At 66.2% G+C, this 12,630-nt stretch carries 11 protein-coding genes and 2 pseudogenes; 10 read left to right on the top strand and 3 right to left on the bottom strand.

Annotated elements, in window-relative coordinates; genetic code table 11:
- Positions 1 to 92: 92 nt before the first annotated feature.
- The 3 genes and pseudogenes from GA0115259_RS41830 to GA0115259_RS41820 form a co-directional block, all read right to left on the bottom strand.
- Positions 93 to 860: an aromatic-ring hydroxylase C-terminal domain-containing protein gene (locus GA0115259_RS41830; protein ID WP_370747859.1), complete on the bottom strand. Its 768-nt coding sequence runs from the start codon at positions 858 to 860 to the stop codon at positions 93 to 95.
- 19 nt (positions 861 to 879) lie between these two features.
- Positions 880 to 1,389 (bottom strand): annotated as a pseudogene (locus GA0115259_RS41825) (FAD-dependent oxidoreductase); the annotation flags it as partial.
- Entirely contained in the window at positions 1,379 to 1,843 is a 465-nt protein-coding gene (locus tag GA0115259_RS41820) for a hypothetical protein (RefSeq protein ID WP_237540022.1), read from the bottom strand. The gene GA0115259_RS41820 and the pseudogene GA0115259_RS41825, both read right to left, overlap by 11 nt.
- Before the next feature lie 86 nt (positions 1,844 to 1,929).
- On the opposite strand from GA0115259_RS41820, the gene GA0115259_RS40315 reads away from it, so the two are divergent.
- The 10 genes and pseudogenes from GA0115259_RS40315 (at position 1,930) to GA0115259_RS15250 (ending at position 12,573) form a co-directional block, all read left to right on the top strand.
- On the top strand, positions 1,930 to 2,067 hold the full coding sequence (locus GA0115259_RS40315; RefSeq protein WP_176732558.1) for a hypothetical protein: 138 nt from the start codon (positions 1,930 to 1,932) through the stop codon (positions 2,065 to 2,067).
- 13 nt (positions 2,068 to 2,080) lie between these two features.
- Positions 2,081 to 3,072, top strand: a pseudogene (locus GA0115259_RS15285) (epoxide hydrolase family protein).
- Between the two features lie 772 nt (positions 3,073 to 3,844).
- Entirely contained in the window at positions 3,845 to 4,276 is a 432-nt protein-coding gene (locus GA0115259_RS41815) for a hypothetical protein (RefSeq protein WP_256098011.1), read from the top strand.
- Positions 4,167 to 4,859 carry a sugar ABC transporter substrate-binding protein gene (locus GA0115259_RS15280; protein WP_256098010.1) on the top strand — a complete coding sequence of 231 codons (693 nt, stop codon included), beginning with the start codon at positions 4,167 to 4,169 and terminating at the stop codon, positions 4,857 to 4,859. The genes GA0115259_RS41815 and GA0115259_RS15280 overlap by 110 nt, the downstream gene beginning before the upstream one ends.
- Before the next feature lie 576 nt (positions 4,860 to 5,435).
- Positions 5,436 to 7,004: a sugar ABC transporter ATP-binding protein gene (locus GA0115259_RS15275; protein WP_161230378.1), complete on the top strand. Its 1,569-nt coding sequence runs from the start codon at positions 5,436 to 5,438 to the stop codon at positions 7,002 to 7,004.
- A gap of 17 nt (positions 7,005 to 7,021) precedes the next feature.
- The gene (locus GA0115259_RS15270) at positions 7,022 to 8,044 is read left to right on the top strand and encodes an ABC transporter permease (RefSeq protein WP_093596555.1); all 1,023 of its coding nucleotides are present in this window, start codon (positions 7,022 to 7,024) and stop codon (positions 8,042 to 8,044) included.
- Positions 8,045 to 8,658: 614 nt separating this feature from the next.
- Positions 8,659 to 9,837 carry an acyl-CoA dehydrogenase family protein gene (locus tag GA0115259_RS15265; RefSeq protein WP_093596552.1) on the top strand — a complete coding sequence of 393 codons (1,179 nt, stop codon included), beginning with the start codon at positions 8,659 to 8,661 and terminating at the stop codon, positions 9,835 to 9,837.
- Between the two features lie 23 nt (positions 9,838 to 9,860).
- Positions 9,861 to 10,808 (top strand): alpha/beta fold hydrolase, encoded by a 948-nt coding sequence (locus tag GA0115259_RS15260; RefSeq protein WP_141716573.1) that lies wholly within the window; start codon positions 9,861 to 9,863, stop codon positions 10,806 to 10,808.
- Positions 10,809 to 10,810: 2 nt separating this feature from the next.
- Complete coding sequence (locus tag GA0115259_RS15255; protein WP_093596546.1) at positions 10,811 to 11,119, top strand: Dabb family protein; 309 nt, start codon at positions 10,811 to 10,813, stop codon at positions 11,117 to 11,119.
- On the top strand, positions 11,116 to 12,573 hold the full coding sequence (locus GA0115259_RS15250) for an aldehyde dehydrogenase family protein (protein ID WP_093596543.1): 1,458 nt from the start codon (positions 11,116 to 11,118) through the stop codon (positions 12,571 to 12,573). Before GA0115259_RS15255 ends, GA0115259_RS15250 begins: the two co-directional genes overlap by 4 nt.
- Positions 12,574 to 12,630 lie beyond the last annotated feature (57 nt).

Below are 12,630 nucleotides of genomic sequence, written 5' to 3'. Positions count from 1 at the left end.
CGCCGGAGGCCGAGCGGCTGCGGGCCGCCGCCCGCCTCGCGCTGGCCGCACTCGACTGATCGCGGCCCACGGGCTCTGCTACGACCTCACGGTCAGCGCCTCGTCGGATGCGGCAGTGTGTGTCCCCGGTGCTTGTCCCCGATCGTTGTCCTCGGCCCCTCACCGCCCCGGAGGGCCGCCACTTCGGTCTCTTCGGCGGGTTCACCGAACCAGAGCCGCAGCGCCGCGTGCAGCCCGTCGGCGCCGGACCCGCCGACCGGCGCGCTCCAGGCCGCGTAACCGTCGGGGCGCAACAGAATCGCGTCCGCGGGCGGTTGCCCTTCCACGTAGGCCGTCACGACGTCCACCCGCCCGGCCCAGCCCGCAGCGGCCCGCCGTACATCGGCGCGGTCCGCGAGGTCGAGCAGCACCGGTCGCCCGGGGTGCAGCAGCGCCGCAAGGCTGGTCGTGCCGTCGGCCGTCCTCAGCCGCGTCTCGGGAATGAAGCGCCCCGTCAGCGCGTCCGCGGGACGCCCCACGTCGTGGACGATGTCCGACCCGCTGACCATGCCGGCCAGGTACGCGTTGACCTGGTCCACGCTCATGAGGTCGGCGAACAGCCGGCGCAGGGCATCGATGGACGGGCCGGGGTGCATCAACGCCACCTGGGCACGGACGTTCTCCAGTACCCGTGCGGCGACGGGATGCCGTTCCGTGTGGTACGTGTCGAGCAGTCCGGCCGGCGCGTGCCCCCGCACAGTGGCGGCCAGTTTCCATCCCAGGTTGACGACGTCCTGCAAGCCGGTGTTGAGCCCCCTGGCCGCCCGCGGGGAAGTGCACGTGTGCGCTGTCTCCGGCCAGCAGGACGCGCCCGGCCCGATAGCGCTCCGCCTGCAAGGCCGCGTCGCTGAACCGGGAGAGGTGGCGGGGAGCGTCCATCTCGACGGGGTGACCGGTGATCCGCTCGACCTCCGACCTGAACTCCTCGAAGGTGACCGGCGACTTCCGATCGGGGTGGGGGCCGCGAAAGTCGTATGCGCCGACACGGCTGTGGCCCGTGGTGCTGACCCAGAAGATGGTCCAACCGCGCGGGGTACGGTTCCAACCACTCGGCGCGGCTTGGGGGTTGGCCAGCCTCACTTCCCCCATCAGGCAGGAGATCGTCGACGGCGTACCGGTGAACGCGATACCGGTCTTCCGCCGCACCACGCTGCGGGCTCCGTCGCACCCCACCACCCAGTTCGCCCGTAGGGTCCGCTCACCGCCATTCGACTGACGATAAGTCACCTTGACGTACCCGTCGCTCTCCCGCACGTCGGTCACCTCGGCACCCCGCACCATCCGCCCGCCCAGCCGGACGGCACGCTGAGCGAAGACCGCTTCAGCATATGCCTGCGGACTACCAACCATCGCGGGGAACTCCTTGACCGCCGGGGTGCCAGGTCGAGGTACGGCAGGCCGCCGAAGTGGAACGGCACGTGGCGCTGCGGGGCCCGTCCGGCCACGTACCGGCCCGGCTGCACGGCCTCCAGCAGTCCGCGCTTGGCAGCTCAACCGCCTGGCCGCGTAACGCAGACAGGGTCACGATGGCATGCGCCACAGCGCTGAGAGTGATGTGCCGGTGCCAGCCCCCGAAAGTGCGGCCCTCGAAGTCCATCGCGCCGACCTTGGTGCTGATCTCGGCGAAGTCCTTGTCGACACGCTCACTGAGGCGGCCGAGGCGCACGACGAGCGAGGGCGGGATCTCGGTCATGTTCGACAACCACAGCTCCCGCGCCCGGCCCTCTCCGAAGCGCCGTGCGCTGACCAGCCGCAGTATCGGGCTCCCGGAGCCGGGCGACAGCACGACGTCGGTACTGGTCACAAGGGCCGACGGGCCGACCGGGCAGGTCCGGCCGGCCCGTCGGACCGGACGTCCGCCTGGGTCCACCCCCTCCGCGAGGTGCTGCCATGCCTACACCCGACGAGCTTGAACGCCAGTTCACGCTGCTGACCGCGGCAGCGCGCTATGACGCGCTACGGGCCCGCCACGCTTTGGCGTCACCAGGCGATGAGGACGGTCCGCCCGACCCGGCACAGAGCCTCTGACACGCGCCGAGGCATTGGAGCTTCTCGCGACCTTGACGACTTGGCCGCCCGTCTGGCCGCCACGAGGTGGCCGGACGAACTGCCTGATACTGGCTGGTCCCAAGGAGTTCCTCTGGCCTACCTCAAAGAGAGCTGGCCGAATACTGGCGCACCTCCTACAACTGGCGTGAGCACGAAGCACATCTGAATCAGTTACCCCAGTTCACAACCGAGATCGACAACACCAACATCCATTTCGTGCACATCCGCTCCGCGCAGAATGACGCGCTGCCGTTGCTGATCACCCACGGCTGGCCTGGATCCATCGTGGAGTTCCTTGACGTCATCGGCCCACTGACCGGCCCGGGCCTCCAGGGCGGCGACCCGGCCGACGCCTTCCACCTGGTCATTCCCACCATCCCGGGATACGGGCTGTCCGGACCGACGCGGGACGGCGGCTGGGACGTGCATCGCATGGCCAAGGCATGGGCCGAGCTGATGCAGCGCTTGGGCTACCACCGCTACGGCGCACAAGGCGGCGACTTGGGACACGCGATCACTCGAGAACTGGCCGCCATCGGCACCGACCATGTCGTTGCTATCCACCTCAACACCCTGCTGACGCCACTTCCCAACGACCCTGCCGAAGCAGCCGAACTCACCGACAAGGGCCAAGCGCGGCTTGACCTGCTGACCAGGTCGGAGCCCGAGATGTCGGGCTACGCGAAGATCCAGGGCACCCGGCCACAGACCTTGGCCTACGCACTCACCGACTCCCCGGTCGGGCAACTCGCCTGGATCGCTGAGAAGTTCAAGGAGTGGACCGACTGGGAAGCCTTCCACCCCTCCCGTCCATCACGCGCTGAGCCGTTGGAAACACCGACCGGCGTTGCAGTGTTCGCGGCTGGCAAACACCGCGCATCTGGCCGACTCCCCCTCGTCAAGAGCCTGCGCACGACGCATGACGTCGGGCCCCACCGCCCTGCCGCCCAGCCGGTCCAGAAATCTTTGCCAAAACCCTTGTAAGCATAATCAGGTTAGGTATATTTCCGGCCCGAGGCGCCAACCCTCGACCGGAAGAGGCAGCCATGAGCCCGTCCAGATGAGCACCCCACTGAGCCGACCCGGCCGCAAGCTTTGCCCCGCCGTGTGCGCACGGCCTCCCCGGACTCCCGACGGTAAACCTCGTCGCCAAAGCAACAAGAGACCCATCCGCGTCCGCGGCCACTGCCACACGGATGAAACGGCACCGCCGAGACCGTGCGGCCGAACTTTGCCGAGTTCGGCGGCCCTCCCCTCGTGATCGGCGAGTGCCCCATCCCTCAGCACCCCTGTTCGGACCGCAACCCGCGAATCCGCCGCGCAGTCGACACCACCCGAAACGCACGAAGCGAAGCAGCCCTGACTCACCAGGCCGGGCGGACGAGTTGTGCACAGCAGCGCCATTCAGAGCACAGGAACACCCCTTCTCAGCAAGGTGCTGGCACTACCAGCCCGTGCATTCGATTGCTTTCACAATGCAGTTTCTCGGCAAGCACACCCTTCGACACCGACCAGATCCAATATCTCGAGCCAGTCGCGCTCACCGCTCCGTGCCTGCGATTAAACGAAGAGCTCGAGCCGCAGAGAAACAAGGACTTCCATGTCATTCGACCACTCCCACCGGCCGATGCGCCGTCTCCGCCCCTCGCGGTCACTGGCTGCAATTGGTGTTGCCACGACGATGGGCCTGGGACTTACCGCATGCGGGGACCAGAGCGCCACGAAAACTGCATCGGCGCCTCGGGCTCAGGCGTGCATGCAGAAGGCCAACACCTACATGCAGAAGTGGGACAAGCTGCCGACAAGCCTGCCTCAGTCACCTCCCGGCCCCTACTCGCCGTTGGAGTCCAAGCCCAGACCGGGCGGGAAGGTCATCAGCCTCACCCTGCCCATCCCGTCCGCGCTCACCAGTTCAAAGGCCATGAGCGCCGCTGCCCAGACGGCGGGCTGGACGAACAAGATCGTCAACTATGACGGGAGCGTGCCGGATCTCATCACCAAGTTCGACCAGGCGTTGTCCGAGCGCCCCACCCGCCATCTGGCTCGTCGCGGCCGCACCCGCGGCGATCCAGCCGCAGATCGACGAGGCGAAGAAGGCTGGAGTCATCGTTGCCGTGAGCAGCGTCCCGGACCAAGCGCAGTCGATGCCGGGCTTCGCCGTCGTCACCAACGGCCGCCGGACAAATGAGCAGGTGGGCGAGATCGAGGCGAACATGCTCGCCCGCGAATCGAAGTGTGCCGCGAACGTGGCCGTGGTCAGCCTGCCTTTCCCGATCCTCAAGGCCGACACCGACAAGTTCAAGTCGACTCTGGCCTCCCTGTGCCCGCAGTGCAAGGTCAGCGAGGTCCTGCTCCAGCCACAGGACATCGGCACCCCGAACGCGACCAATACGATCGTCTCGAAGCTGCAGGCGTCCCCCTCCACCAAGTACGTCTATGCCCTCGCCGGCAACCTCACAGACGGGCTGTCTCCTGCCCTCCGCCAGGCCGGCCTCAATGACGTGAAGATATTCGGAACCACGCCGGACGAGGCGGCGATCGCAGCGCTCCGCGACGGCAGCCACGCCTGGTGGATCAACGTCAGTTCTGTCATGCAGGGCTGGACTGCGTTCGACGGCATTCTACGCGCCATCGACACCGGCAAGGTCGTGAATGACAATGGATATCCCATTTCAATTCTGACCCCGAAGAATGTGCCCAGCGGCACGGGCATGCCTGTCGAGCCTGCAACGTACCGAGAAGACTTCACGGCCCTGTGGAAGGTCAAGTAAAGCCTGACGAGGCGCCCGACAATGACACAGCGGGCACCGTCTTCCACTTCGTCCGCGATTGAGTAGGACGACAGCGGATACCTCGGGCGGCAGGATTTCATCCTGCATGGGCTTCCGCCTATCCCTCAGACCGCCAAAGCGAACCACACAGCGGCCCGGACCAGCATCGAACTCACCCTCGACGGGGATCACACTGAGCGGCGCACCGAAATGGAATGCAGCGTTTCTCGTTGCCCCTTGCCAGGCCATCGGCCGCGCGACTTGCACGATCCCCATGGCTCTTCCACCGCCATGAATCGGCGGACGGGGCAAGGAAGGCATTCGCCATCCCTCGCCTCTCAGGTGTTTTACACGTCCCGGCCGGCCTATGACTGCCAAGTTCCGATGCGGCCATGGAGTCGATCGGCAAGACAGCGACCGAGTTCCACAACCAGTCATTTCGTAATAATGGTAGTCAGGTTAAAGACCTACCATTGACCGTCTGACACCTTGCAATCGAATCCAAAGGCCAGCGGGTGGACGGAGGGGAACCACCTCCGGCCGCGTCGCTTCATGCCAGACTTGGGAGTGTCCTTCATGTCCTCGAAGGCACAGACAACGACCGCACAGGATGTTTTGCCTTCTGCGGTGTTGTCCATATCGCACCTGTCGAAGACCTTTCCCGGCGTGAAAGCCCTTGATTCAGTCGACCTCGACGTCAGGCGAGGACAGATCCATGCCCTCGTTGGCCAGAACGGGTCGGGTAAATCGACACTCATCAAGATCCTCGCCGGCGTCCACACCCCGGACGACCCCGCTCCCTCGGCAACAGTCGAAGGCCATGCGTTCCACCTGGGCGATGCCCACTCGGCCCACAAGGCTGGACTCAGGTTCGTCCACCAGGACCTCGGCCTGGTGCCCAACTTGAGCTCCATCGACAACCTTGCGCTCGGCTTCGGGTACGCGACCGGGGCCACCGGACGGATCCGCTGGAAGGAGCAGCGCGCCCGTGCTGAACGGGCGCTGCAAACCGTCATCGACGACTTCCCCCTGCGGCGGAACGTCGGAACGCTGTCCGTCTTCCAGCAGACCGCTCTGGCAATCGCTCGCGCCTTGCAGGACTGGGACAGTCACGGATCCCTCCTCGTCCTCGACGAGCCCACAGCCGCCATGCCGCGGGCACAGGTCGAGCACCTCTTCGACCTCTTGAAAGCCATCCGTGCGCGCGGTACATCGGTCCTTCTCGTAACTCACCACCTCGAAGAGGTCTTCGCGATCGCTGATCGCGTCACAGTACTGCGCGACGGATCCGTCGTGGCGGACCAGGCCCTCCAAGACCTGAACGCTGCCGGTCTCACCACCCTCATGACCGGTGAGCAGAACCGCAGAGCCGCCCGTCGCCAGCGCTCCGAGCCCGGCCCGGTGGCGCTGCACCTGCGAGGCGTCAGCGGCGAGACCCTCCAGCCGTTCCACCTCGAAGTCCGCCGCGGGGAAATTGTGGGAGTGGCAGGTCTGAACGGGTCCGGCCGCGAAGAGGTGTGCGAACTCGTCTTCGGGGCCCGGAAGCGCACCGGAACCGTCGACGTCGCCGGCACTCCGCTCGCCCCGAACCGCCCCGACGTCGCCATCAAGAGCGGTGTCGGTATGGTCCCCGCGCACCGGCACCGTGACGGCCTGGTCATGACCCAGTCGGTCCGAAACAACCTCACTCTCGCAGGCCTTGATGAGTTTCGCGGCAAGGTACGCATCCGCACCCAGGCCGAACGCGAGACGGCAGCGAGCTGGGTCCACCGCCTCGGCGTCAAGACGACCTCGACAGAAACCCCGGTCGCGGCACTGTCCGGGGGCAATCAGCAGAAGGTCGTCATCGGTAAATGGCTGCGTCTTGAACCCGCGGTCCTGCTGCTCGATGAGCCGACTCAAGGCGTCGATGTCGCGGCGCAAGCAGATCTGCACGCCCTCCTCACCGACGCCGCGGCGAAGGGGACCGCGCTGCTCGTGTGTTCCTCGGACGAAGTGGAACTGAGCAAGCTCTGCGACCGCGTGATCGTCCTGCGGAGTGGCCAGGTCGCAACGGAACTCCGCGGAAGTGAACTGACACCGCAGCACATCGTCACTCACAGCCTCACCACCGACATCGACGCAAGCACAACCTCTAAGCCCTAGACGGACGGAATGATTCGATGACCATCCTCGGAGCCGCCCCTCCAACAGCTGATGAAGGCACCCCGCCCCGGCGCCGAGTAGCGCTGACGCAGAAGCTCGCGCTCGAGCGCTTCTCCGGTGTCTACATCATCATCGTCATGATCGTCGGCTTCAGCCTCTGGCTGCCCGACACCTTCGGCACAGCTGACAACGCCCGTTCACTGATAGCTGGGCAGGCCATCGCCGGGGTGATTGCGCTCGCTGCCACAATCTCCTTGATCTCTGGAGTGTTTGACCTCTCCGTCGCCGCAACCATGTCGCTGTCCATCAGCGTCGCCGGGCAGCTGCAAGCGAAATTCGGCCTCAACCCGTGGCTTGTGGTGGTTATCTGCCTGGCTGTCGGCGCTGTCATCGGGATCATCAATGCGTTCGTGGTGACGGTTCTCAACATCGACCCTGTCATCGGCACGCTTGCCATGGCCTCGGTCTTGTCCGCAGTCACCTACTGGGTGGCTTCCGGCCAGTCCATCCTCTACGGGATCAATCCAGGCTTCGCCGCCCTCGGTCGCTCACAGCCACTGGGCGTTCCCATAGCGCTGCTCTTCCTCATAGCCATCACCGCCCTGGTCTGGTACGTCCTCGAGCAGACTCCCGCAGGCCGCTATCTGTATGCCGCTGGCGCAAACCCCAGGGCAGCCCTCCTCAGCGGAGTCCGGGTCACGCGACTCACCTGGAGCGCACTCATCTCCTCGGGAGTCCTCGCCGCCGCTGCAGGCATCCTGTTGACCATGCAAGTGGGCACCGCGCCCTTCCAGGGCGGCCTGCCCTATCTGCTCCCTGCCTACTCGGCTGCTTTCCTGGGATCCACTCAGATAAAGCCCGGCAGGTTCAACGCGATGGGAACCCTGGTCGCCATCTACGTCGTCGCAGTCGCCGTCAAGGGCCTCCAGCTGCGATACCCCGACGCGCCGTGGATCAGCGACCTTGTCCAGGGCCTCATCTGTCTCATTGCAGTCGGCTTCGCGGTATGGGCCGCCCGTCGGCGGTCCGCACGCCCCTGACCGCTGGAAGGCCCCGTGCCGGTGACGTCCAGGCCATCACCGGCACGGGGCAATGGACGAACTCTCGGCCACGCCCCTCACACCAGCATGCCGGGACCGGCCGGGGCATGGCTCGGCTCCGGACCGCACCCGCTCATGGCGCTGTGCGGGGGATGGTCCGGCCGTCCTGCACTGCTGCGACCTGGTGATACCACTGTGGCGTTCCTCGCCCATTCGTCGATCTTGTGGCCTGGATACGCGGCGACCGCGAACAGCCCGGGGTGTGCGCCCCTCCACGTCACGCGTTTGATGGCATCCACCGCCACGTCGTCGACATCACGCGGTCGGCTGCCGCCCGTGGCCGACGGTGCGCCGCGGTGGCACGGCAGGTTAGTCGATCAGACACCCGGAACCATGTCGCGCGTGATCTCGCTGGACTTCACCGGCATGCTCCCCGTTGTGGCCGCCTCGCCGGTCGGCGCCTATACCCGCTCAACCCGCCCGCTTTCGAGGAGCCAGAACCTTGAGCTCGCCTCGGCGGGGGAAACGGCCTGTCGCGTACCTCCGGTACCCACTTTATGTCATGAACTCGAAGAGCTGTAGGGATCTTGCCATCGGGCGTAATCATAGTTACCATGAACATATTCAAATCCGTGGAGGGCAACCCGATGACGATCGCTGCCGAGGAGTCCGCAGCCCTGGTGGACCTGGTGTCCTCCTTCGCCCGCGAGGTCGTGGCACCGCAGGTTGCGGCCTACGACGAGGCGGAGCGGCTGCCGCAGGACATCCTGAAACAGATGCGGGAGTTGGGCCTGTTCGGCGGAACGGTGCCCGAAGACCTGGGCGGCGCGGGCCTTGATCACCTCACCTACGCCGCCGTCATCGAGGCCATGTCCACCGTCGACCACTGCCTCGGTGTTCTGATGAGCATGCCTTCCGCCCTGGTGGGATCAGGCCTGCTGAAGTACGGCACTGCCGAGCAGAAGAAGAAGTGGCTGACCCCGCTGGCCTCCGGTGAGATCTTTGGCAGCGCGGGAGTCACTGAGCCCCAGTCGGGCAGCAATGTCGCGGCGATGGAGACCACTTACCGCCGGGTCCGGGACAAGTTCGTCATCAGCGGGGCCAAAACGTGGATCACGAACATCGACATCGCAAGCTTCATCGTCACCTTCGCCACACGTGACAGAAGTGAAGGCCGTTCCGGCGTCAGCGCATTCGTCATCCCACTCAACACACCCGGTCTGTCGACACACCCGTTCAAGAACAAGCTGGGGTTCCGTCCGCTCTGCAGCGGTGAAGTCATCTTCGACGAGGTCTGTGTCGGCGCCGACGCGCTGCTGGGTGAGGAAGGCGACGGGTACCGTATCGCGATGGGGGCCGTCGAACGCGGCCGTCTGTCGGTGGCCGCGAGGGCCGTGGGCCTGGCGCAGGGCTGTCTTGAGGACTCGGTGTCCTACGCCAGGGAGCGCGTCATCGCCGGCACCGCGATCGCCGAGCACCAGATGACCCAGCACAAGCTCGCGCAGATGGCCACGGAGATCCAGGCCGCTCGACTGCTGGTGCAGGACTGCGCCCGGGCGATGGACGGCGGCTCACGGGCCCGCACCGAAGCAAGCATGGCCAAGCTGTACGCCAGCGATGTCGCGCAGCGCGTCGCGACCGAGGCCGTACAGATCCACGGGGCGTACGGCGTCTCGCCCGAGTTCCGTGTCGGGCGCGCCTACCGGGACTCCAAAGTCTTCCAGCTCGTCGAGGGCACCAACGAGATCCACCGACTGCTGGTGGCCCGAGCTCTCCTCAAGCCCGGTCGCTGACCAGCGCCGGCTTCGCCCGTCACTTGGGCGCGCCCGCATCGAAAGGGAACAATATGGCTACGCTCGACACCGTCTGGGTCGATCTCCTGGGCACCTCCTTCGAACAGCGTTTTTACGACGTCGACGGAGTCCGAACCCGCAGCATCGAGGCTGGTGAGGGGCCCCCTATCATCTTCCTGCACGGTGGTGGCGGCCACGCCGAGACTTGGATCCGCAACCTTGGACCGCACAGCAGCGACCGGCGGTGCTACGCGATCGACATGCTCGGTCATGGATTCACCGACGCTCCGGAGAACAGCAGCTACACAACCGCCGAGGTGCTGGATCATGTGGTCCGGTTCCTGGACGCCGCAGGCATCGAACGTGCCGATTTCTGCGGCGAGTCGTTCGGGGGGCGCATCTCGGCTTGGATGGCCATCAAGCATCCCGACCGGGTCAACAAGCTGATCCTCAACACCTCCGGAGGCCTGCCCGCGACGGAGGACCGGCAGGCGGATGACGTCAGGGACCTGCTCGCCCGAACCACGGCCTCGCTCCAGCAGACCAGCGATGAGGCGGTCCGCTCGCGGATAGCCTGGCTGTTCGCCGACCCCGCGCAGGTGCCCGAAGAATTCGTCCGCATACGGCAGGCCATCTACGCCCGCCCGGGAATCAAGAACTCCCTTACCAAGCTCTTCAGCCGGATCTTCGACCCCGAGGATGCCCGGAACTACTGGCTCACGCCGGAGCGCCTGGCCGGCATCTCTGCCCCCACGCTCGTGATCTGGAGCGATCACAACCCGATCCACTCCTATGAGGACGCCCGCAAGGGCTTCTCGTACATCCCGGACGTGCGCTTCCATCTCATCCGGCAGGCGGCCCACTGGCCGCAGTTCGAGCAGCCGGAGGAGTACAACCGGGTCCAGATGGCCTTCCTGCGGGAAGATTCGGTTAATTACGTCCAGACCGCACTCGCGACGAGTACAGGGTGAAAATGCTGCGACACGTTGTCCTCATGAAGTGGAACGACAAGCTCGACGACGAGCAGGCGGAAAGACTGCGGCTCGCCCTGGAAGACCTTGGCAAGCAATGTCCTGATGTGCGGTCCTTCTCGCACGGTCCGGACGCCGGTGTCCGACCCGGCGGCCATGACTACGCGCTGGTCGCCGACTTCGACAACGCCGAGGGGTGGCGCGCATACAGCGCCCATCCTGCACATGACGTGGTCCGCGACGTTCTGCGCCATCTGGTGGCGTCCCAGGCCGTCGTGCAGTTCGAGGTACCTGGGGTGGGACGCCTATGAGCGCAGTCGAGCGAGCTGGCCGCCAGTTCATCGGCGGCACGTGGGAACACTCCACCTCCGCCGCGATGGTGCCGGTGAGCAATCCGGCGACGGACGAAGTGATCGCCCAGGTGTGTCGGGGCACCGCCGAGGATGCCCATGCCGCTGTATCCGCCGCGCGTGAGGCGTTCGGGCCCTGGTCCGCCACGTCGCTCTCGGAACGGATCAACGCCGTACGTCACGCCGCGTCCGTACTCACGGGGCAGGTCGACGACCTGACACGGACCATCTCCCGCGAGGTGGGGACCCCGCTGCCCGTTTCCCGGGCTGCGCAGGTCCAGCGCCCCATCGAGGTCCTCACGTCGTTGTGCGACGCGGCCGAGAAGGTCGTGCGGTGGAGGGAGCGGATCGGCCCCACGGTCGTGGTCCGCGAACCCCTGGGGGTCGTGGTGGCCATCACGCCGTGGAACTTCCCGCTCCACCAGGCCGTCGCCAAGGTCGGAGCCGCCCTGCTCGCAGGCTGCACGGTGGTGCTGAAGCCGTCCGAACTCGCCCCCCTGAGCGCCTACGCACTGGCTGACGCCTTCACAGCGGCCGGGCTTCCGGCGGGCGCACTCAACGTGGTCACCGGTGCTGGAGACGTGGGCGAGGTGCTGGTGTCCCACCCGGACGTCGACGGCATCTCGTTCACCGGTTCCACCGCGGTCGGCCGGCGGATCGGTTCCACGGCCGCACAGACGGTGAAACACGTCGCGCTCGAACTGGGCGGCAAGGGTCCGTCCGTGATCCTGCCGGGCGCCGACGTGAAGGCTGCGTCAGTCGCCACCGCGGCACGATGCTTCACCAACTCGGGCCAGGTCTGTGCCTCGCTCAGCCGTCTCATCGTCCCGCGGGAGAGCCTCGAAGCAGCCGAGGGAGCCCTCGCGGAGTTTGTCGCTGGGCAGCAGCTCGGAGACCCGTTCGAGGACGTTACGACGCTGGGCCCGGTCATCTCCGCCGAGCAGAAGACGCGAATCTCAGCGCTGGTCGGCCGAGCTCTCGACGAGGGCGCGCGGCTGGTCGTCGGCGGGCCCGACGCCGCGGTCCCCCAGCAGGGCCACTACATCGCCCCGACCGTGTTCTCTGACGTCACCTCAGCCATGACCATCGCACAGACCGAGGTATTCGGGCCTGTCCTGTGCGTCATGCCCTATGAGGATGTCAACGAGGCGATCGACATCGCCAACGACAGCGAGTACGGACTGGTCGGGGCCGTCTGGGGCCCTGACACGGCCCAGGCTGCCGGTGTCGCTGGTCGTATACGGGTCGGAATGGTCGGTGTGAACGGGGGCCGCATCAACGTCAAGGCGCCCTTCGGCGGCTACCGGCAGTCAGGCAACGGCCGCGAGTTCGGTGCCCTCGGCATCGAGGAGTTCCTAGAGGTGAAATCCGTGAACTTCGCCTCGGAAGACCAGGTCGCCTGGCCAGCTCCATAACCCTCTTCCCTCCGCAAGACAGTGGCGGCCCTATCCTCCGGCGTGTGCCTACAAGCC

The sequence above is a fragment of the Streptomyces sp. MnatMP-M17 genome (assembly GCF_900091995.1).
In the GTDB taxonomy this organism is placed as follows: domain Bacteria; phylum Actinomycetota; class Actinomycetes; order Streptomycetales; family Streptomycetaceae; genus Streptomyces.
Note: the sequence above shows the minus strand (reverse complement) of the source record. Positions and strands in the feature narration are given on the sequence as shown.

Coding starts and splice junctions, on each gene's coding strand:
- GA0115259_RS15275 (WP_161230378.1), top strand. CDS start 5,436: ATGTCCTCGAAGGCACAGACAACGACCGCACAGGATGTTTTGCCTTCT.
- GA0115259_RS40315 (WP_176732558.1), top strand. CDS start 1,930: ATGCCTACACCCGACGAGCTTGAACGCCAGTTCACGCTGCTGACCGCG.
- GA0115259_RS15255 (WP_093596546.1), top strand. CDS start 10,811: ATGCTGCGACACGTTGTCCTCATGAAGTGGAACGACAAGCTCGACGAC.
- GA0115259_RS15270 (WP_093596555.1), top strand. CDS start 7,022: ATGACCATCCTCGGAGCCGCCCCTCCAACAGCTGATGAAGGCACCCCG.
- GA0115259_RS15265 (WP_093596552.1), top strand. CDS start 8,659: ATGAACATATTCAAATCCGTGGAGGGCAACCCGATGACGATCGCTGCC.
- GA0115259_RS41815 (WP_256098011.1), top strand. CDS start 3,845: ATGCAGAAGGCCAACACCTACATGCAGAAGTGGGACAAGCTGCCGACA.
- GA0115259_RS15250 (WP_093596543.1), top strand. CDS start 11,116: ATGAGCGCAGTCGAGCGAGCTGGCCGCCAGTTCATCGGCGGCACGTGG.